This window comes from Streptomyces sp. NPDC041122 (assembly GCF_055592445.1).
On sequence record NZ_JBVIYQ010000007.1, the window covers coordinates 1 to 20,981 of the forward strand.

A 20,981-nucleotide genomic window follows, 5' to 3' on the forward strand; every position below is an offset into this window, starting at 1 on the left:
TCGCCACCCAGGCCCACCCCGAGCTGCGCTCCCGTCCGACCCGCCCGCACCCGCTCTTCGCCGGCCTGGTGAAGGCCGCCGTCGAGCGCCAGCAGACAGCGCAGGTGAAGAGCTGATCGCGCATCTGCACGCCCCGCCTGAGGTGCGTCGCTACCGGCCAGCATGAACATGGCCTCAGGTGCAGTCCTCTGGTGTCGGCCTGCGACAGTCTTGTACGCGCTGGTGAGCGGCGCGCAGAGTCCGGGACACTGAGGTCGAGTTGAAGCTCGAGGGGCAGGTCGACGGCGAACCTCCCCACTTGGACGTGGCTGGACAGAGCGAACCCCGAGGACGTCAAGGGCCGTGCTGCTCTGCCAGGCACCGGTCCGTATGCGGTGACCACAGCCAAGCCGGTCGCCACGCATCTTGATCCGTTGGCTGCGGATGGCTCCATTGGTGCCATGACCTGTCCCTGGGCGACGTCTCGGACGACGCTGCTCGTCCTCTGCTGCGTGACGGATCGCGTTTTAGGTGCCGTCGGAAGGGGTGCTGGGGGGCACGAGGCTGCTTCTTCGCCGTCAGTGGGCTGAGCGCCGGGTGGTCGGTGGTCTACTGGTTGCTCATTCCGCGGGCTACCAGGGTGAGGGTCTGTCGCTCGCGTGCGGAGAGGCTCGTCAGCTCGGGTGGGACCGGGCCTGGTCTCTGGACGCTGAGCACCTGGGATTTGAGCCGGCCGGTGGGCGCCTGGCGAAAGAAGGGCCTCACCGGCGGAGATGGTGTGCATCTCGGCGAGGAGGTCCACGGGCAGCACGTCTTTGACGACGAACCCGGAGGCTCCGTCCCGCAGTGCCGTGACGATGCTCTCGTGGGGGTCGGGCCAGGTCCACGGCTGTCTGGCCGGTCGATGCCTGGCCGACGACATCCATGTCGGAGGCGGCCTTGGTGAGCATGGCGCAGGCGCCTCGCACGAGGTGTTGGTCGTCGGCCAGCAGAATGCGGATCAGGCAGGGGGGGAGCGGACGGTGTGAGCGGGAGAAGAGCGGTTACGGTGAATCCGCCCTCGAGGTCCGGGCCCGGGGTGAGGGTGCCGCCGACGCTGCGGGCGCGTTCCGTCATCCCGATACGTCCGCACTGCGAGCCGCTGGTCCGTTGCTGGGGGTGCCGTGGTCGGTGACGGTGAGGTGCAGTGTGTCGGCGTGGGTTTCGCCCGGATCACCGCATGGGCTTGTGGGCCGGCGTGGCCTCCAACGGACGAAGGTGCCGGCGGGCTAAGGCAGTTCGACCGGTCCGTAGCGCGCGTACGGCTCCTGCCGCGTCAGCGCGTCGTAGCGGTCCGCGGCCGAGAAGTGCCAGAACTCGGTGCCGTAGTTCGTGAAGCCGGCGGCCTCCATGGCGTTGAGCAGCAGCGCGCGGTGGTGGTGTGCGCGGTCGCTGAGGTTCGGGGCGTGCGTGAAGCAGGCACCGTCGCTCTCCTCGGGGGAGGCATTGACGCGGGCGCCGAGGTCGAGTTCGTGGCCGTCCTGGTCGACGAGGGTGACGTCCACGGCCGCGCCCGCGGAATGGGGCGCGATCTCCGGCGGTGACACGTAACGGCTGGCGGCCCGGTGCAGCTCTTCAGCCGTCCAGCCGGGGTGAGCGGCAGCCAGCTCGTCCCGGTATTCGGTGAAGTAGCGCTGTTGGAGGGAGAGTGGTCGGTAGCCCTCGATGAACAGCAGGTCGGTGCCGGCGGGCAGGAGCGAGCGGGCATGTTTGAGCATGGCCAGGACGCCCTCGCGGAGGTGGGCGAACGCACCTCGCGGATCCTGCTCACGGGGATCGACGCGGAAGCCGTGGTCCCGCACGTCGACGAGCTCCTCCCCGCACTCGCGCACCGGGATCGCGGCGACCCGTGGATCGGACATCAACACCAGCGTGTTCATCCTGTCTCCCTGTGACGGCATGTACGGATGCGCCGGGCTGGGGGGAACAGCGGCCAGACCTGTCTCGCGCAGGATGCGCGCGACGGTGTCCTGCAGCGTGCTGTCGGCCGGGACCACGGTCTCCAGACCTTGCGGCAGCAGATCCAACTCGCGGTACCAGGTGGCGAGGTGGCCGTCGGTGACCTGCTTCAGGTAAGCGGCGTCAGCCTTCGACGCGTGCCGGGTGAACGTCGTCTCCAGCGGTACGTCCAGGTAGTAGCAGCTGGAGACGCCGCGGTGGTCCCGTACCAGAGACGTGATCATGTGGCCGTAGCGGTCGGCGTACAGAATCCCTTCGAGCACGACGTGGAAGCCGGCGTTCAGTGCTTCGCGCGCGATGCCGCCCAGCAGGGCGATGTTGGCGCCGCGCGCGGAGTCGTGTTCCCTCAGCACGTTGCGGCGGATCACGTCCTGGCCCACGATCGCGATACCGCGACCGTAGTGATCGCGAAGGCCCTGCGCCACGCTTGACTTGCCGGACGCCGAGTTGCCGCGGATCACCACGAGGCGGGTGTCCGCGCGGCCGGTCGCGGTTGCCGTGAACGCACGGCGGTCCGCACCGCTCGGTGAGCCGGTCCCCGGTTGGACCTGGAGCGGCAGGTTGAGGAGTTTCTCGCGCAGGGAAGGGGAAGCGGCGGCCTTCTCCACGGGCCGCCACTCGATGCCACCGACCTCCTCTTCCCGCTCTTCCCGCAGTACCACCGGCGTCTCGTTCGTGGCCCGCAGGCGGAAGAGGAAGCGGAGGTCCAAGTGCTGGTGGCCCGGTACGCCTTGGCCGGGGTGGGCGTCGCTCTCGTGGATGCCGATGTCGAACGGCACTTCCTCGTAGCCGGGCCACGGTGTGACCGCCCGGGGCGGGATCCCGGTCTTCCCGTGCAGTTCCCGCAGCGCCGCCTCCGCCAGGGACTCATCAGAGGGCTCGGCGCGCCCACCGGGGGTGAGGACCTTCCCGGTCGCGAGGTGCGGCACGTGCAGGACGCGGCCGAGCGGGTCGAGGACGATCGCCCCGCAGGTGACATGGCCGGTGAGGCTGGATCGGCCGGCGATGTCGGCGGAACGTTCGAGGGCATCCAAAAGGGCGCTGAGGGGCGCGCGCTCGTGAGGGCGGCGGGCGAGGTAGGTCTCGACAGTGGTGCGGATGTGGTCTGGCGTCAGCGGCATGGGATTACCTCAGCAGGACGTGGCGCCGGAGCGGAGCGATTTGGGGAGGGACGTCACGCGGGTCGGCCCAGCCGCGTCACCTCTGCCGGGAGCTCGAAGGCGGACCGGACCTCCCCGGGTTGGGCGCGGCCGCGCACCTCGTGCACCCGGGCGATAAGGTGATCATCATCAGCTACGCCCAGGTGGACGACGCCGAGGCGCGAGTGTTGCGGCCGCGGGTCGTGCACGTCGACGAGGGCAACCGCGTGGTGGCCCTCGGGGAGGACGCGGCGGAGCCGGAGCCGGGCGCCCCCGACATGGTGCGCAATCCGGCGAGCCGTCCGGTCTCCGTCTGACCGGGCGCCCGTCCGGCCGGACGCCCGTCGGCCCGCCTCCTCGCGCCGGGGCGACTCGCGCGTGAGGAGAGCAATGAGCGGTATCGACCTTCGTGACGACCGGGCGCGGGGCGTGCTCGAAGCCGTCGAGGGCGGCGAAGTCCTCGGGCACGTCGTGTACTTCGTCCTGGATGCCCCGGATCCCGCCCTCGTCCCGGTGCACACCGAAGTCGCGTCCGCCCACGAGGGCAAGGGCGTCGCCGGCGCGCTCGCGGGGGAGCTGTACGCCGTCGCGGCGCGCGAGGGCCTCGCCGTCGTGCCGCTCTGCCCGTACGTCGTGAAGTGGGCCGAGCGCCACCCCGAACAGGCCCCGCCCGCCTCCGACGAGCTGCGGCGCGCAGCGCGCGACAAGGCCCGGACGGACCCCTCGGCATGGTGACCGGCACCCCGGATCCCCGGCGCCCGGCGAGGCAGGAACGGGTGTCATCGAGACACTCAAGTCTCCGGCAGGACGCGTTCAACCATCAGGCGCAACCGTCGGCCACCCTGGCCCTTCTGCACACCTCACCCGTCCACGTCCCCGTCTTCGACGGCCTGCGCGATGCCGGGCACCCCGACCTGGAGCTCCGCCACCACGTGGCGGAGGAGCTGCTGACACGCGCGCGTCAGGAGGGTCCGGACGCGGTCGCCCTCGACGTGCGGGACGCCCTCGTGCGGGCGGCCGGGGACGGGGCCGGTGCCGTGCTGTGTACCTGTTCGACCATCGGCGCCGTCGCCGAGGCCGTGGGGGAGGACATGGCGGTCCCCGTGATCAGGGTCGACCGGCCGATGGCCGCCCGCGCCGTCGCGGCCGGCTCCCGCATCGTCGTCCTCGGGGCCGTCGCGTCCACGCTCGGGCCCACCTCGGCTCTGGTCGAGGAGGAGGCCCGGCGGGCCGGCCGCGCCGTATCGGTGCGTGCCGAGCTGGTCGACGGGGTGTGGGAGCTGTTCGAGTCGGGCGACTCCGACGGATATGCGCGGGGCGTCGCCCGGGCGGTACGTGCCGTGCGGGACGCCGACGTGATCGTGCTGGCGCAGGCCTCCATGGCGGGAGCGGAGCCGCTCGTCCCGGAGGTACGGGTCCCGGTTCTCTCCAGTCCCCGGCCGGGCCTCGCGGCGGCGGCCGCGCTGGTCGCCGGCAGCGCCTCCGAGGTCCGGACCTCGTAGGTCCCGGTGGCGTCTCGTCGGTCTGGGCGAGTGTCACGGGCGGGGTGCGCGCAACCGTGGAAGGCTTGGGCGCGGGGGTGTCGGGTACGCGGGGGAGAAGCCGCTGGCGTACCACTGGTTGGACCGGCGTACCAATGGCTGGAGGAGTGCAATGACCCATCCGTACCCTGATCCCGTGCCGACTCCGGGCCCGGCCCGGCCGTTCCCGGACCCCGACCCCGTACCGCCGGAGCCGGGTCGGCCCTTCCCCGCCCCGGATCCCGTGCCGAATCCCGAGCCCCGGCCCAGCCCGGACCCGCCGCCCGCGCCGATTCCCCAGCCGGGCCCCGACCCGGAGCCCGAGCCGCAGCCCGGGCCGTTGAGGTAGCCGGAAGCTGCCTCCGGAGGCCGCTGGAGGTGCATAGGCAGCTGGCAGTGCGAAGGCTGCCGGAGGTGTAGGTCGACCCTCGAAAGGCGGGGGCATGGCCCCGCGGGCCCATGCCCCCGCTTTCGCCTGTCCATGGCCGGCAGCGCCACCCTCACCCGCGCCGGCGCCTTCACGACAGGCACCTTCACCGGCACAGGGTCGAGCGCACCCGGCGCCCGGAAACGCCCCCTCGGGCTGTCCGGCGCGAACCCGCTGCCCTACCGTGAGCCACTCCCCGCCCGTCCGCCCGCCCGCCCGTCCGCGACGAGGAGCCGCCCATGCCCCACTTCGACCTGCCCCTCGACGACCTGCGCCGGTACCGGCCCGATCTCCCCGAGCCCGAGGACTTCGACGCCTTCTGGGAGAAGACGTTGCAGGAGGCGCGGGAGCACGCGCTGGGCGCGCGGTTCGAGCCGGTGGCGCTGCCGCTGACCGGCGTCCGCGTCTTCGACGTCACCTACGCCGGGTTCGGCGGGCACCCCGTCAGGGGGTGGCTCGTGCTGCCCGCCGGTGCCGGGGACGGGGAGCCGTTGCCGGCCGTGGTGGAGTACATCGGGTACGGCGGCGGGCGCGGGCTGCCGCACATGCATCTGCTGTGGGCCGCGGCCGGCTACGCGCACCTCGTGATGGACACCCGGGGGCAGGGCAGCGCCGGCTGGGCGCAGGGCGACACCCCGGATCCGGTGGGCAGCGGGCCCGCGTACCCGGGGTTCCTGACCCGCGGGATCGAGGACCCGCACGACTACTACTACCGACGGCTGTACGTCGACGCCGTCCGGGCCGTCGAGGCCGTCCGTGCCCATCCGCGCGTGGACCCCTCGCGGGTCGCCGTGCTCGGGACCAGCCAGGGCGGCGGTCTCACCCTCGCGGTCGGCGGGCTCGTCCCGGATCTGGCCGCCATCGCGCCCGATGTGCCGTTCCTCTGCGACTTCCCGCGGGCGACGACCCTGACGGGCCTTCCCCCGTACAGCGAGATCGGGCTCTATCTGAAGGCGCGCCGGGACGGTCGGGAGCGCGTCTTCCGGACCCTGTCCTACTTCGACGGCGTGCACTTCGCCGCCCGCGGCCGGGCACCCGCCCTCTTCTCCACGGCCCTGCAGGATCAGATCTGCCCGCCCTCGACGGTGTTCGCCGCCTTCAACGCCTATGCGGGCAGCGAATGTTCGATCGAGGTGTACGCCTTCAACGAGCACGAGGGAGGCGGCCCCTACCAGCAGGGGGTCCAACTCCGGTGGCTCGGGCAGTACTTGCGGGATTGAGGGCGGCTCGGTCAGCTGCGTGGTCGGTCGTCGGGCTTTCAACTCCCCCTCGGTGTCGGCCTCTTGTCATGGATCGGTGAGACCGGCTAGCTTTCGGGCTGGTCGTGTGTCCGCTGTGTGCAATCCGTGACGACGTGTGTCTGAGGGGGCCTCCCATGGCCGTACGGGGCCGGCACCGCCGGTATCAGCCGAACCGCATCAACCGCGCGTCACTGACCGTCACGGCGGGCGGCGCGGGCATGGCGCTCCCGCTCACCGTCGCCGGCACGGCGGGCGCGGCCGACGTCGACACCTGGAACAAGGTCGCGGCCTGCGAGTCCGGGAACAACTGGAGCGTCAACACCGGCAACGGCTTCTACGGCGGGCTCCAGTTCAGGCAGTCCACCTGGGAGGCGTACGGCGGCACGGCCTACGCCCCGCGCGCCGACCGTGCCACCAAGGGCCAGCAGATCTCCGTCGCCGAGAAGGTCCTGGGCGCCCAGGGCCCGGGTGCCTGGCCGGTGTGCTCCGCCAAGGCCGGGCTCACCCGCGGCGGCGGCGCCCCTGACGTCACCCCCGCCCGCGCGCCGAGCAAGCCGGAGCGCCCCGGACGTCACGTCAAGGACGTCAAGCCCGAGGTGACCCCGCAGTCCACCGCGGGCACCGCCGAGATGTACACCGTGGTCCACGGCGACACGCTCTCCGGGATCGCCGACGAGCGCCGGGTCCGCGGCGGCTGGCACCAGCTGTACGACGCCAACCGCCGGGTCATCGGCGACGACCCCGACTTGATCACGCCGGGGCAGCGGCTCTCGGTCCACGGCCGGGGGACCGGCAAGGGAACCAAGGAGCGTGCCGCCGAGCCCGGCGCCGACCGGTCCGAGGCGCACGCCCGACAGCAGGCCGCGGAGCGCAGGGCGGCGGAGAAGAAGGCGGCCGAGCGCAAGGCCGCCGAGAGGGCAGCGGCCGAGAAGCGGGAGAAGTCGCGGCCCTCGCCGGACTCCGCGTCCCGCGGGCACAAGCCCGCCGCCGGCGCCTTCGCCCCCGTCTCCGCCTCGCCCAGCACGCCCTACCGCGCGGCGGGCGGCTCCTGGTCGAAGGGGTACCACACGGGCGTCGACTTCCCCGTGCCCACCGGGACGTCCGTGAAGTCCGTCGCCGCGGGCCGGGTCGTCTCCGCGGGCTGGGGCGGCAGCTACGGCTACCAGGTGGTCATCCGGCACGCCGACGGGAAGTACAGCCAGTACGGTCACCTGTCGGCGCTCTCCGTGAAGGCCGGCCAGCAGGTCGGCGCCGGACAGCGCATCGCCCGGTCGGGATCCACCGGGAACAGCACGGGCCCGCATCTGCACTTCGAGGTGCGGACGGGGCCCGGCTTCGGCTCCGACGTCGACCCGCTGGCGTACCTGCGGGCGCGTGGCGTACGGATCTGAGCGGTCCTGAGCGGCGGCGTGAGCCGTGGACCCGGCAGGACCGGGTGGTCAGGAACCGGGTGGTCAGGACGGGATGTGCTCGCGTCGGCGCGGGTGCCGTGACCGGCTCCTGCGGTGGGCCGACGACGGCGGCTGCGACGGGACCCCGGGCAGCACGGACGTGGCGGCGGGCGGGGTGGAGGAGCCTTCTCCCGTCCCCGTCCCCGTCCCCGTCGTGGCGGAGTCGTGGGCCCGAAGCCGCTTCGTCGCGGGAGCGGGCGGCTTCGCCGGGCCGCCCTGCGCCACGGTCACCGTCGAGGTCTCCCGGGCGATCCGCTCGGTCGTCAGCAGGACCAGGCCGCCGGCCGCGACGACAGCGCAGGCCAGCGCCAGCACCGTCCCCGCGACACCATGACGGAAGGATTCTCCGAACAGGGTCAGACCGACCGCGGCCGCGACCACGGGGTTCACGACCGTCACCGTGGACAGCGGCGCCGCCAGGCCCGCGCCCCGGTACGAGGCCTGCGAGAGCAGCACGCCGGCCGCCGCGAGGACCGCGATGGCCCCGAGCGTCGGCACCTGCTCGAGCAGGGCGACGTCCCGGTCCCAGTCCACCGCCACCGTCTTCGTGAAGACCGAGGCGATGCCGAAGGCCGCACCGGCGGCGCAGGCGAGCAGCACGCTGCGCACCACCGGGTGCCGGTGCACGGCGTGCGCCGCCACCATCAGCGCGAGCACGCCGCCGCCCGTGGCGAGGCCGAGGAACACGCGCTCCGCGTCGGCCAGGCTCTGCGAGTCCGACGAGGACGTGAGGGAGAGCAGGCCGGCCAGGCCCACCGTCGCCATGAGGGCACCGCGCCACGCGGCCGCCCCGGCCCGCCGCCGCACGAACACGGCGGCCATCGGCAGGGCGAACACGATGGTCAGCGCCCCGAGCGGCTGGACCAGGCTGAGCGGGCCGTAGGCGAGCGCCACCACGTGGAGCAGCGCGCCCAGGCCGTTGAGGGCGATCGCCGTCCACCAGGCGCCCCGGCGCAGCGGTGCGTAGCCCTGCCCCGGTGTCGTGGCCGCCACGCGCTCCTGGAGGATCGCCCCGCCGGCGTACGCCACGGCGGAGACGAGGGAGAGCAGCACGGACAGCGCCAGAGCACTCATGAGGTGCTCCGCGGGGCGCGGTGCGTCCGGTGATCCCGGTCTGGCGAACGGTCTGCTTCCATACTTACAACGATGACTCCGGATCGCCCATAAGTCGTCGTACCTGAGCAGTCAATTGGTCCTACTGCCGATGGAGTACGACCTTCATCAACTCCTCCCCAAGAGGGGTTACCTCCTGGGCGCGGAGAGTGACCCGCATCGCCACCCCGCGCGCGCCCGGCGCGGCGGCGCTTGCTGTACTGCTGTCGTGACCACCCTCATCGACCTGGCAGAACTCGGCTCCGTCGGCGGATTCTTCGCCCTGCGCGAGGCTCCGGCGCACAACGGCTCCGACCTCGGACACGTACACCGGGCCCGACCGCTGGCGGAGGCGTACGCGGCCCCCTCCGTCCCGTACACCCCGGCCGATCCGCTCACGTTCCGTGTCGAGAAGGTCGCACGGCGGCTCGGTGCCCCCGAGGAGCGCGTCGCGGTGTCCGTGGCGCAGCTGGGCCTCGCCGCCCGGCTCTGGTCCGTGGCGCTCGGCTCCGCCGCGCTGTTCGGCCGGGTGCCCGACCTCGATCCGGCGCGGCTGGCCTGGGACGCCGACGCCTCCTCGCCCGACGACCTGTGGCTGACCGGCGTACGCCCGCTGCCGGGAGACGCCGCGAGCGTGCGGGACGTCGTGCAGTTCGGGCATCTGGCGCCGCTGGCCGAGGCGTTGCGGGCGCGGTACCGGGTCTCCGCCCGGCTGCTGTGGGGCAACGCGGGCTCCGCGCTCGCGGGCGCCGCACGCGAACTCTCCGGCTGGGCGGCGCGATCCGGGCGTCCCGATGTCGGCGAGCGCGCCGTTGCCCTGGCCACCGAACTCTTCACCCACCCGGACCTGCGCACGACCGGAACCCTGCGCGGCACCGCCTTCCGCCGGCGCAGCTGCTGCCTCTACTACCGGTGCCCGAGTGGCGGGTTGTGCGGTGACTGCTGTTTCGACCGGCCGCCGCAGCGGTCTTCCCCCGAGGCCCCGTCTGGGTGACCATGAGGTGGCGCGGCCGACATCGGGCGGACGACAGGGGCTCATGCGTGAAGGTGGGACTGCTCACCCGGGAGTATCCCCCGGACGTCTACGGCGGAGCGGGCGTCCATGTCGAGTTCCTGGCAAGGGAGTTGCGCTCCCTCACCGATCTCGCCGTGCACTGCTGGGGAGAGGGCGCCTCCGACGGCCTGCGGCGGCACGGCGCGTGGCCGGCGCTCCACGGCGCCAACGACGCGCTGCGCACCTTCTCCGTCGACCTCTCCATGGCGGCGGCCCTCGCGGACCGTGAGCTGATCCACTCGCACACCTGGTACGCGAGCCTCGCCGGGCACATCGGCAAACTGCTGCACGGCATCCCGCACGTGATGACAGCGCACTCGCTGGAACCGCTGCGCCCCTGGAAGGCCGAGCAACTGGGCGGCGGATACGCCCTGTCGAGCTGGGCCGAGCGCACCGCGGCCGAGGCCGCCGACGCGCTGATCGCGGTGTCCGGCGCGATGCGCGAGGACATCCTCACCTGCTACCCGACCGTCGACCCGGCCAAGGTGCACGTCGTCCACAACGGCATCGACACCGGTCTCTACCGGCCCGACCCCGCGACCGACGTCGTGGAGCGGTTCGGCATCGACCGCGACCGGCCGTACGTCCTCTTCGTCGGCCGCATCACCCGGCAGAAGGGTGTGCCGCATCTGCTGCGGGCCGTACGGGAGTTGGACCGGGACGTCCAGGTCGTGCTGTGTGCGGGAGCGCCCGACACCCCTGAGATCGACGCGGAGTTCCGCACGCTCTTCGAGCAGCTGAGCCGCGCCCGCGCCGGCGTGCAGTGGATCCCCGAGATGCTGCCGCGCCCCGAGGTCGTCCAACTGCTCACCCACGCGGCGGTGTTCGTCTGCCCGTCGGTGTACGAGCCGCTGGGCATCGTCAACCTGGAGGCGATGGCGTGCGGCACCGCCGTCGTCGCCTCGCGCGTGGGAGGTATCCCGGAAGTCGTGCAGGACGGCACGACGGGGGTACTCGTTCCGTACGAGGAGAAAGAACCGGATGTGTTCGAGCGCGACCTCGGGCGGCGGCTGAACGAACTGGCCACCGACCCCGGCCGGGCCGCAGCGATGGGCGCCGCCGGACGCCGCCGGGCGCTCGGCGAATTCGGCTGGGACGCCGTGGCCCGGCGCACGGTCGAGGTGTACGAGGAGATCCTGCACGCCGACAGATAGCCGACAAGTAGGAGGCCGGGATGCGCGGTGGACCTTCGGTGCTCGGAATCGTGCTCGCCGGCGGCGAGGGGAAGCGGCTGATGCCGCTCACCGCCGACCGCGCCAAACCGGCCGTCACGTTCGGCGGGACCTACCGTCTCGTCGACTTCGTCCTCTCCAACCTCGTCAACGCCGACATCCTGCGCATCTGCGTCCTGACGCAGTACAAGTCGCACTCCCTGGACCGGCACGTCTCGACCACCTGGCGCATGTCGTCGCTGCTCGGCAACTACGTCACCCCCGTCCCCGCGCAGCAGCGCCTCGGCCCGCGCTGGTACCTGGGCAGCGCCGACGCCATCCTGCAGTCCCTGAACCTCGTCCATGACGAACAGCCGGACTACATCGCGGTGTTCGGCGCCGACCACGTCTACCGCATGGACGCGCGCCACATGCTCAAGCAGCACGTCGAGAACGGGGCGGCGGTGACCGTCGCCGGGATCAAGGTGCCGCGCGCGCAGGCGTCCTCGTTCGGCATCATCACGCCCGCGCGCGACGGCGTGAAGGTCGACCGCTTCCTGGAGAAGCCGGCCGATCCGCCCGGCCTGCCCGGCGCCCCCGACCAGGTGTACGCCTCGATGGGCAACTACCTCTTCACCACCAAGACCCTGGTCGACGCGTTGCAGCAGGACGCGGAGGACGACGAGTCGGCGCACGACATGGGCGGCTCCATCCTGCCCCTGCTCACCGAGCGCGGCCTGGCCCAGGTGTACGACTTCGACTCCAACCACGTCCCCGGCGAGAGCCCCCGCGACCACGGCTACTGGCGCGACGTCGGTACCCTCGACTCGTACTACGAAGCCCACATGGATCTGATCTCCGACCAGCCCGTCTTCAACCTGGACAACCGGCGCTGGCCCATCTACACGCACTCCGACGGGCTGCCGCCCGCCAAGTTCTGTGCGGGCGGCATCGCGGGCGAGTCGATCGTCAGCCCCGGCTGCGTCATCCGCGGCCAGGTCACCCGGTCCGTCCTCTCGCCCGGAGTCACCGTCGAGGAGGGCGCGGTGGTGCAGGGCTCCGTCCTGCACGACAACGTGACGATCGGGCGGGGCGCGGTGGTGCGCTGTGCCGTCCTCGACAAGAACGTCGACGTGCCGCCCGGCGCCACGATCGGGGTCAACCCGGAGCGTGACGAGGAGCTGTACACCGTCTCGCAGGGCGGAGTGATAGCGCTCGGGAAGGGCCAGATCGTCCCGATGTGAGTCCCGAGGGTCACAGCACCCTGCGGCGGCGCCCCAGCCACGTCTGCGCGATCACCACCACCGCCAGGAAGGCGCCGCTGACCACCTGTTGGTAGGCCGAGTCGAGCGAGCCGATCTGGTTGATGACGTTCTGGATGACCTTCAGGAGCAGCACACCCACCAACGACCCGCTGATGAAGCCGAATCCGCCGGTGAGCAGGGTGCCGCCGATGACGACCGCGGAGATCGCCTCCAGCTCCATCCCGGAGCCGAGGATCGTCACCCCGGAGACCAGCCACGCCGCGTTGAGCGCCCCGGCGAGGCCGGCGCAGAGCCCCGACAGCGTGTAGACGGCGATCTTCGTACGGGCGACCGGGGCGCCCATCAGCGCCGCCGCGTCCTCGTTGCCGCCCACCGCGTACACGTACTGGCCGAACCGGGTGCGGCGCAGCACCACCGCGCCCGCCGCGAAGAGGCCGACCGTGATCCACACCGGGGCGCCGACCCCGAGCACCTTGCCCTGCCCGAGCGTCGCGAAGAACGAGTCCTTGTCGACGAGGTAGGTCCTGGAGCCCTCGTCGGTGACCGACAGGAGGATGCCGCGCGCGCCCAGCATCGCCGCGAGCGTCACGATGAACGGCGCGAGCCGGGAGCGGGCGATCAGCAGGCCGTTGACCAGTCCGATCAGCCCGCACACGGCGAGCGGCAGGAGCAGCGCGAGAGCCGTCCCGTGGCGCGAGCCCCAGGCGGCGAGCACCCCGCCGAGGGCGAACAGCGAGCCGACCGACAGATCGATGCCGCCGGTGACGATGACGAAGGTCATGCCGAGCGCGACCACCGCGAGGAACGCGGAGGACACCGCCATGTTCTCCAGGTTGTCGCCGGTCAGGAACGTGTCGAAGCCGATCGACGCGGCAAGCGCCGCGACGACCAGGGTGACCAACGCGCCGTGCTGCTGGGCCAGCGCGCTCAGCCGCTCGGAGCGGGAGGGCCCCATCGCCTGCTCTTCCTGGACGGGTCGGTTCACGGGATCCGCCGGGCTCTTCGTGTCGATGGTCATTGCTTGCCCCTCTCGCGTGCCGCGTAGACCGCGAGGACGATCACCACGGCCTGGGCGATCTGCGTCCATGACGGCGGCAGGTCGTGCTTGATGAGCGTGGCCGTGAGCAGCTGGATCAGGACGGCTCCCGCCACGGTGCCGCCGATGCGGACGCGACCGCCGCTCAGCGGAGTGCCGCCGACCACCACCGCGGTGATCGCGGAGAGTTCCATGAGATTGCCCAGCGAGGTCGGGTCGCTGGCGTTCAGCCGGGCGGTCGCGAGGACACCGGCGAGTGCGGCCAGGGCGCCGGAGGCCACGTACACGACGATGAGCACGCGGCGCACCGGCAGCCCCGCGAGGAGCGCCGCGGGGCGGCTGTCGCCGATGGCGAGCAGCTGCCGGCCGAAGGTGGTGCGGCGCACGACGAACGCGACGAGCACCGCGAGGGCAGCGGCGATCAGCACCACGTACGGGACGCCGGCCAGATCACCGGATCCGAGCGAGGCCATGGTCGGGTCGCGTACGTCCTTGAGCTGCGGGAGCAGCACCAGGGCGAGGCCGCGGCCCGCGACCATCAGGGCCAGCGTCGCCACGATGGGCTGGACGCCGACGAAAGCGACGAGCGAGCCGTTGGCGGCGCCGACCGCCATGCCGCCCAGCACCGCCACGACGAGGGCGATCCACATCCCGTACCCGAGGTAGAGCGAGATCAAGGAGGTGGAGAGCGCCATCACCGAGCCGACGGACAGGTCGACGCCCTCGGTGCCGATGGCCAGCGCCATGCCGAGCGCGACCACCAGGACGGGAGCGACCTGGACGGCTTGGGTGCGGAAGTTCTCGCCGGAGACGAAGTGCGGGGTGAAGAGGATGTTGACGAGGAGGAGGACGGCGACGCCCAGATAGACGCCGTAGTCCTGGAGGAGGCGCAGCACGCGTTCCTTGTCGCGGGGGAGCGCGGCGCCGCCCGGGCCGGATCCCGCCGGGGCGGCGAGCACGGTGGGGGAGGGGTCACTCACCGCGGCCTCCGGTGCTGGTCAGGGGGGTGGCGATGGCGCGGAGCAGGCGGTCCTCGGTGACGTCGGTGCCGGTGAGTTCCTCGACCACGGCGCCGTCCTTGAGGACGACGACGCGGTCCGAGCCCTCGATCAGCTCCTCCATGTCGGAGGAGATCAGGAGCACGCCGAGGCCGTCCGACGCCAACTCGTCGATGAGTCCCTGCACTTCGGCCTTGGCCCCGACGTCGATGCCGCGGGTCGGCTCGTCGAGCAGGAGCACCTTCGGGTGCATCGCGAGCCAGCGGGCGAGCAGCACCTTCTGCTGATTGCCGCCGGAGAGCTCGCCGACCTTCTGGTGCGGGCTCGACGCCTTGATGCGCAGCCGCTTCATGAAGGTGTCCACGATCGTGTCGATGCGGTCCTCGTGGACCAGGCCGAAGCGGGACAGGCGGGGGAGCGCGGCCAGGGCGATGTTCTCGCGGACGGAGAGGCCGGGGACGATGCCCTCCGCCTTGCGGTCCTCCGGGAGGAGGCTGATGCCGGCCCGGATGGCGGCCGGCGTGGAACCGGTGCGGATCCGCGCGCCCGCGATCACGACGCGTCCGGAGTCGGGCGGCAGTGCGCCCGCGATGGCCTTCGCGGTCTCGCTGCGGCCCGAACCGAGCAGCCCGCCGAGCCCGACCACCTCGCCGGGCCGGATGGTGACCGACACCGCGTCCAACCGGTGCCGCACGGTCAGCTCCTCGGCCCGCAACACCGGTTCGGACAAGGCCTCGTGGTCTCCGGTGAACCGGGTGAGCCCCTCGTCCTGCACCGTCTCGATCTCCCGGCCCAGCATGAGGGCGACCAGACGCAGCCGGTCGAGGTCGGCGAGCGGCCCGGTGTGCACCACCCTGCCGTCGCGCAGCACGGTGACGGCGTCGCACACCTCGTACAGCTCGTCGAGGCGGTGGCTGACGTAGATCACCGCGATGCCGCGTTCGCGAAGCATCCGGATCACGCCGAACAGGGTGCGCACCTCGCGCGGTTCGAGCGACGACGTCGGCTCGTCCATCACGACGACGCGCGCGTCGACCGCCACCGCGCGGGCCAGCGCCACCATCTGCTGCGCGCCGACGCCGAGTTCGCGCAGCGGACGGCGCACGTCGACGCGGACGCCGAGACCGCGCAGCGCCTCCTCGGCCTCCCGGTGCATCCGCCGGAAGTCGATCAGACCGAGCCGGCCGCGCGGTTCCCTGCCCAGGAAGAGGTTGCGGGCCACGCTCATCAGGGGGACGAGGTTGACCTCCTGGTAGATGGTGGAGATGCCCGCGTGCTGCGCTTCGAGCGGGGTGGCGAACTGCACCGGGGCGCCGTCGCAGGTGAGTTCACCGGCATCCGGCCGGTACACCCCGGTCAGAACCTTGATGAGCGTGGACTTGCCCGCGCCGTTCTCGCCGATCAGTGCGTGCACCTCGCCGGCGCGGGCGGTGAAGTCGACCGCGTCCAGGGCGCGCACGCCGGGGAACGTCTTGGTCAGGCCGGTCACCGACAGCATGTCAGTAGGCCTTGCCGAGGTCCGACGCGGCGTTCTTCTTGGTGTACGCGTTGTCCTTGATGACGATGTCCTGCGCGACCTTGCCGCCCTTGGTGAAGGTCTCCAGGGTCTGGAGGGCGAGCGGGCCGAAGCGCGGGTTGGACTCGACGACGCCGTCGATCCAGCCGTCGACGATGCCCCGCACGGCGCCCTTCGTGCCGTCGATGGTCACGATCTTCACGTCGCCGGCCTTCTTGCCCGCGCCCTTCAGGGCGTTGACCGCGCCGAGGCCCATCTCGTCGTTCTCGGCGTAGATCCCGGTGATGTCGGGCTTGGACTGGATGAGCTGCTCGGTGACCTGCTGGCCCTTCTCGCGGGCGAACTCGCCGGTCTGCTTGAAGACGACCTTCAGCTCCGGGGCCTTCTCCTTGATGCGCTCCTCGAAGCCCTTGGTGCGCTCGGTGGTGACGTTGTTGCCGGCCGCGCCGAGCAGGATCGCGATCTTGCCCTTGCCGCCGGTCGTCTCGATCATCCGGTCCGCGGCCCGCTTGCCCTGCTCGACGAAGTCGGAGCCGATGAAGCTCACGTAGTCCTTGCAGGCGGTCGCGTTGATCTTGCGGTCGATGGTGACGATCGGGATGTGCTTGGCGCCGGCGGCGCGCAGCACCGGCTCCCAGCCGTCGGAGTTGAGCGGCGCTATGACGAGGACGTCGGCGCCCTTGGCGATGAGGTCCTGCACGTCGCTGATCTGCTTGGAGAACTGCGACTGGGCGTTGGCGGTGAGGAGTTTCACGCCCCGCTTCTTCGCCTCGGCGCGGAGGGAGGCCGTCTCCGCGATGCGGAAGGGATTGGCCTCCTTCTCCGACTGGGAGAAGCCGACGGTGGCGTTCCTCAGGTCCAGCTTCTTCCCGCCGTACGCGTCGATCGCGCAGGTCTTGCCGCTGCCCTTGCCCGAGGACGAGACCTCCTGTCCGGCGTCCTGGTCCTGCGACGAGCCGCCGGAGCCGTCGGACCCGTCGTCCTCGGACTTGGCGCAGCCGGCGGCGAAGAACAGGCCCGCGGTGAGGCCGGCGGCGACAAGGGTCCTGGCAGAGGTACGGCTGAGGAGTGTGGTCGGCTTCATCGAAGTCCCCAAACGGCACGGCCCCGGCACTGAGAGCGCTCACGGGAAAGACGGCACTTGCGGTCAACTCGGCGGTACGGGGAGCTTTTTACATCGTTGAAAGAAGCCTGTAAACCCTCCGCGCACTCATCGTCGACCTGCGGCGCCCGGGCGGGAGACGGGGTGTGCTCAGCGTCGGCCCAGTGTGCTCTCCCGCTCCACCAGCCGGAAGTCCGCGGTGAGTTCGCGTCCGGCAGGCTCCTGCGGATGCGCCAGGCTGTGCAGCAGCGACTCGACCGCGAGCCGGGCGATGGCCTGCTTGTCCGGCGCCACCGTGGTGAGGGTGACGGCCCCGAACTGGCCCTCCGCGATGTCGTCGAAGCCCACCACCGCCACGTCCCACGGCACCCGCAGTCCCCGCTCGTGCAGCACCCGCATCGCGCCGATCGCCACCAGGTCGTTGTACGCGAACACCGCGTCGGGCCGCACCCCCGCGTCCAGCATCCGCGCCATGGCCTTGGCCCCGTCCCAGCGGTCCCAGCCGCCGACGGGGCCCACCAGGCTCTCGGACGCGGTGATCCCGGCCGCCGTCAACTCCGCGCGCCAGCCCGCGAGTCGCAGGTGGGCGGGGCGGTTGGCGGAGTCCGTGCGGGCGCCGAGGAACGCGATGGTGGTGCGGCCGCGCCCGATGAGGTGGCGCACCGCGGCACGGCTCGCGGCCACGTTGTCGATCGCGATGTGGTCGTACGGCAGGTCGTACTCGCGCTCGCCGAGCAGCACCAGCGGCACGTCGTCCTCGCGGCCGCGCAGGTCCTCCGACTCAAGCTCCAGCGGGCTGAGGATCAGGCCGTCGATCACCCGGGCCCGGAACCCCTGGCTGACCAGGACCTCCTGCTCACGCTCGCCGCGGGTGTGGTCCAGGAGCACGGTGAAATCGTGCTCGGCGGCCGCGTCGATGACGGCGCCGGCGAGCTCGGCGAAGTAGGGGTTGCCGAGCTCGGGGACGGCGAGCGCGATGATGCCGGTGCGGCCCTTCCTCAAGTGACGTGCCGTCAAGTTGGGTCGGTAGCCCAGCTCGTCGATGGCTTCCTGCACACGGGCCCGCATCGCCGGGGTGACGTGCTGGTACTTGTTCACCACGTTCGAGACGGTCTTGATCGAGACGCCCGCGTGCTCCGCGACGTCCTTGAGGCTTACCCGCACTGCGTCTCCTTGCGTCGGTGGGCGCCCCGGTCCTCGGGGCGATTGTCGGGACCCTGGACAGCGCGCCGGAGAGCGTGCTGTCATGCCAACTGCCGTTCCTTCCAACGTTGTACAGATTCGTTGTACAGACTGCAGCGACGAGCCGCCACCCTTCCTCACCAAGGAGGATCCGTGCGCATCAGACGACATCCCGGACGCCCCGCACGTCTCGGCCGACACCTCGCCCTGCTGCTCGCAGGGGCCCTCGGTGTCGCGGGACTCACCTCCGTTCCCGCCGCGAACGCCGACGACGACCCCGTCGAGATCCACGGCCTCAAGGGCGAGTACTTCACCCAGTCCGCCCCCGGCGCCTTCGACTTCGACGAACTCAAGGCCACCGGCCTCGACCCGAACATCGACTTCGGGAACCTGGAGTCCCGCCTCAAGGCCACCACCGGCCAGGCCGACGACGTCAACGTCCGCTGGACCGGCCGCCTCGTGCCGGAGAAGAGCGGCGCCACCACCTTCTCGATGATCGGCGACAACGGCTTCCGCCTCTGGATCGACGGCAAGCTCGCCATCGACCACTGGCAGGACGACTGGGACAGGGAACAGACCTCCCAGGGAATCGAGTTGCGGGCCGGCCAGGCCTACGACATCAAGGTCGAGTACTTCGAGCACTACGGCGGCTCCAACCTGCGCCTGAGGTGGACGCCGCCCGGCGGCGAGAAGAAGGCCGTCCCGCGCTCCGCCCTGCGCATCCCCGCCGACTTCGACTACGACGGCGCCATCGACGCCACGGTGCTGAAGGACGGCCGCAGCCTGAAGCTGGACTTCGCCCGGCCGCTCGCCGCCCCGCCCGCCGGCCTCACCGGCCACCTGAACGCCGTCATCGGCGGCGCCACTTGGCCGCTCGGCACCGCCACGACCGACCCCGCCGACCGGCGTAGCCTCCTCGTGAAACTCAAGGAGCCCGTCGTCGGCAAGAAGGGCGGCGACGCTCCGGGCCTCGCCGACATCCGCTACGACGGCAAGGGCGGCCTCACCGGCACGGACGGCAAGGCCGTCGGTCCGTTCTGGACCAGCGGCCAGAACCACTCCGAGTACGAGCTGCGCACCAAGTGGGCCGACGATGTCACGCCCGGCAACGCCCACCGTGAGTACCCCCGGCCGCAGTTGAAGCGCTCCGACTGGCAGAACCTCAACGGCTCCTGGCAGTTCGCCGCGGCCAAGGCGGGCGAGAAACCCCCCGTCGGCAAGAAGCTCGGCGAGAAGATCCTCGTCCCCTACCCCGTGGAGTCCCAGCTCTCCGGCCTCGAACGGCACGAGGACCGCATGTGGTACCGCCGCACCTTCACGGTCCCGAAGAACTGGCGGATCGGTGCGGGCAAGCGGCTCAACCTCAACTTCGGCGCCGTCGACTGGCAGTCCGAGGTGTACGTCAACGGCAAGAAGGTCACCGAACACCAGGGCGGCTACGACAAGTTCAGCGCCGACGTCACCGACGCGCTGAAGCCCGGCCGCACCCAGGAGCTCATCGTCGGCGTGTACGACCCGACCGACTCCGCGGACGGCGCCAACCCGCCCGTCGGCAAGCAGCGCCTCGACCCCAGCGGCATCTGGTACACCCCCTCCTCCGGCATCTGGCAGACCGTGTGGATGGAGCCGGTCGCGGTCGACCACGCGGACTCCCTGAAGATCACACCGGACGTGCCGGGCAAGCAGGTCTCGGTCGAGACACGGGGAGTCCGGGACGGAGTGCCGGTCACGGCCGCCGCGTACCAGGGACACAAGAAGGTCGCGGAGGTCAGCGGGCGCACCGGGCAGCCGCTGAAGCTCAGGATCGCCGATCCGCGGCTGTGGTCCCCCGACGACCCGTTCCTCTACGACCTGAAGGTGCGCATCGGCAAGGGCGACCGCGTCAGCAGCTACTTCGGGATGCGGTCGATCGCCGTCGAGAAGGTCAACGGCACCCCGCGCACCGTCCTCAACGGCAAGCCCGTCTTCCTGATGGCCACCCTCGACCAGGGATTCTGGCCGGACGGCCTGCACACCGCGCCGAGCGACGAGGCGCTCGCGTACGACCTGAAGATGCACAAGGAGATGGGCTTCAACTCGGTCCGCAAGCACATCAAGGTCGAGCCGGACCGCTGGTTCTACTGGGCGGACAGGCTGGGCCTGCTCGTCTGGCAGGACATGCCGGCCATGGAGGCGGGCCGCAGCCCCGACACGGCCGCCCGCGCGCAGTACGAGCGCGAGATGAAGCAGATGATCGACGAGCACGCGAGCAGCCCGTCGGTGGTCATGTGGGTCACCTTCAACGAGGGCTGGGGCCAGTACGACATCGGCCGCGTCGCGGAACAGGCGAAGTCCTGGGACCCGACGCGCCTGGTCAACAACATGTCGGGCCTCAACCTCGGCGCCGACGGCAACGCCGGCGACATCATGGACGAGCACGGCTACCCGAGCCCGGCGCTGCCGCCGCACCCCGACGGCAAGCGGGCCCTGGTGAGCGGCGAGTACGGCGGGCTCGGCCTCGCGGTGCCCGGCCACGCCTGGGCCGTGCAGCAGAGCTATGTCGACGTGGATCCGGCCACCTACACGGACGACTACCTCGCCAAGCTCGACGAGGTGCGGGCGCTCGCCTGCAAGGGCAGCAACGGCGCCGTCTACACCCAGATCACCGATGTGGAGGGCGAGTTGAACGGTCTGCTCACCTACGACCGCAAGGTCGTCAAGCCGGACGTGAAGCGGGTGAAGGCGGCGCACGAGGCGCTGATCCGCGACGCGTCGCAGGCCACGGTGGGTGGCTGCACGCGCTCCTGAACCCCCTCGGTCCCCGGTCCGCCGTTTCGGGCGGGCCGGGGAC

At 71.5% G+C, this 20,981-nt stretch carries 15 protein-coding genes and 1 pseudogene; 9 read left to right on the top strand and 7 right to left on the bottom strand.

What is annotated here, in order from left to right:
• Positions 1-1,247: 1,247 nt before the first annotated feature.
• Positions 1,248-3,098 (bottom strand): M15 family metallopeptidase, encoded by a 1,851-nt coding sequence (locus tag ACZ6B8_RS24390; protein ID WP_471608612.1) that lies wholly within the window; start codon positions 3,096-3,098, stop codon positions 1,248-1,250.
• An 89-nt stretch (positions 3,099-3,187) separates the two neighbouring features.
• On the opposite strand from ACZ6B8_RS24390, the pseudogene ACZ6B8_RS24395 reads away from it, so the two are divergent.
• From ACZ6B8_RS24395 to ACZ6B8_RS24415, 5 genes and pseudogenes are all read left to right on the top strand, one after another.
• Positions 3,188-3,433 (top strand): annotated as a pseudogene (locus tag ACZ6B8_RS24395) (aspartate 1-decarboxylase); the annotation flags it as partial.
• Between the two features lie 73 nt (positions 3,434-3,506).
• A complete protein-coding gene (locus ACZ6B8_RS24400) occupies positions 3,507-3,851 on the top strand; it encodes a GNAT family N-acetyltransferase (protein ID WP_471608613.1) in 345 nt (114 codons plus the stop codon).
• A gap of 107 nt (positions 3,852-3,958) precedes the next feature.
• Entirely contained in the window at positions 3,959-4,618 is a 660-nt protein-coding gene (locus tag ACZ6B8_RS24405) for an aspartate/glutamate racemase family protein (protein WP_471608908.1), read from the top strand.
• A gap of 684 nt (positions 4,619-5,302) precedes the next feature.
• Positions 5,303-6,283 carry an acetylxylan esterase gene (locus ACZ6B8_RS24410; protein WP_471608614.1) on the top strand — a complete coding sequence of 327 codons (981 nt, stop codon included), beginning with the start codon at positions 5,303-5,305 and terminating at the stop codon, positions 6,281-6,283.
• A 155-nt stretch (positions 6,284-6,438) separates the two neighbouring features.
• Positions 6,439-7,695 (top strand): transglycosylase family protein, encoded by a 1,257-nt coding sequence (locus ACZ6B8_RS24415; RefSeq protein ID WP_471608615.1) that lies wholly within the window; start codon positions 6,439-6,441, stop codon positions 7,693-7,695.
• Positions 7,696-7,758: 63 nt separating this feature from the next.
• Here ACZ6B8_RS24415 and ACZ6B8_RS24420 read toward each other — a convergent pair whose 3' ends face one another.
• Positions 7,759-8,829, bottom strand: a complete 1,071-nt coding sequence (locus tag ACZ6B8_RS24420; RefSeq protein ID WP_471608616.1) for a DMT family transporter — start codon at positions 8,827-8,829, stop codon at positions 7,759-7,761.
• 247 nt (positions 8,830-9,076) lie between these two features.
• Here ACZ6B8_RS24420 and ACZ6B8_RS24425 point away from each other — a divergent pair, with 247 nt between their 5' ends.
• The 3 genes from ACZ6B8_RS24425 to glgC are packed head-to-tail and all read left to right on the top strand — an operon-like array spanning position 9,077 to position 12,296.
• Complete coding sequence (locus ACZ6B8_RS24425) at positions 9,077-9,841, top strand: IucA/IucC family C-terminal-domain containing protein (RefSeq protein ID WP_471608617.1); 765 nt, start codon at positions 9,077-9,079, stop codon at positions 9,839-9,841.
• A 47-nt stretch (positions 9,842-9,888) separates the two neighbouring features.
• Positions 9,889-11,055 (top strand): glycogen synthase, encoded by a 1,167-nt coding sequence (gene glgA / locus ACZ6B8_RS24430; RefSeq protein WP_471071944.1) that lies wholly within the window; start codon positions 9,889-9,891, stop codon positions 11,053-11,055.
• Positions 11,056-11,075: 20 nt separating this feature from the next.
• The gene (gene glgC / locus ACZ6B8_RS24435) at positions 11,076-12,296 is read left to right on the top strand and encodes a glucose-1-phosphate adenylyltransferase (RefSeq protein WP_471608618.1); all 1,221 of its coding nucleotides are present in this window, start codon (positions 11,076-11,078) and stop codon (positions 12,294-12,296) included.
• A gap of 10 nt (positions 12,297-12,306) precedes the next feature.
• Here glgC and ACZ6B8_RS24440 read toward each other — a convergent pair whose 3' ends face one another.
• The 5 genes from ACZ6B8_RS24440 to ACZ6B8_RS24460 form a co-directional block, all read right to left on the bottom strand.
• Positions 12,307-13,272: an ABC transporter permease gene (locus ACZ6B8_RS24440; protein WP_471073479.1), complete on the bottom strand. Its 966-nt coding sequence runs from the start codon at positions 13,270-13,272 to the stop codon at positions 12,307-12,309.
• A gap of 59 nt (positions 13,273-13,331) precedes the next feature.
• Complete coding sequence (locus ACZ6B8_RS24445) at positions 13,332-14,249, bottom strand: ABC transporter permease (protein ID WP_471608909.1); 918 nt, start codon at positions 14,247-14,249, stop codon at positions 13,332-13,334.
• A gap of 76 nt (positions 14,250-14,325) precedes the next feature.
• The gene (locus tag ACZ6B8_RS24450; protein WP_471608619.1) at positions 14,326-15,849 is read right to left on the bottom strand and encodes a sugar ABC transporter ATP-binding protein; all 1,524 of its coding nucleotides are present in this window, start codon (positions 15,847-15,849) and stop codon (positions 14,326-14,328) included.
• Between the two features lies 1 nt (position 15,850).
• Positions 15,851-16,951: an ABC transporter substrate-binding protein gene (locus tag ACZ6B8_RS24455; RefSeq protein ID WP_471608620.1), complete on the bottom strand. Its 1,101-nt coding sequence runs from the start codon at positions 16,949-16,951 to the stop codon at positions 15,851-15,853.
• 168 nt (positions 16,952-17,119) lie between these two features.
• Complete coding sequence (locus ACZ6B8_RS24460; protein WP_471608621.1) at positions 17,120-18,133, bottom strand: LacI family DNA-binding transcriptional regulator; 1,014 nt, start codon at positions 18,131-18,133, stop codon at positions 17,120-17,122.
• A 171-nt stretch (positions 18,134-18,304) separates the two neighbouring features.
• Here ACZ6B8_RS24460 and ACZ6B8_RS24465 point away from each other — a divergent pair, with 171 nt between their 5' ends.
• Positions 18,305-20,938 carry a PA14 domain-containing protein gene (locus tag ACZ6B8_RS24465; RefSeq protein WP_471608622.1) on the top strand — a complete coding sequence of 878 codons (2,634 nt, stop codon included), beginning with the start codon at positions 18,305-18,307 and terminating at the stop codon, positions 20,936-20,938.
• Positions 20,939-20,981 lie beyond the last annotated feature (43 nt).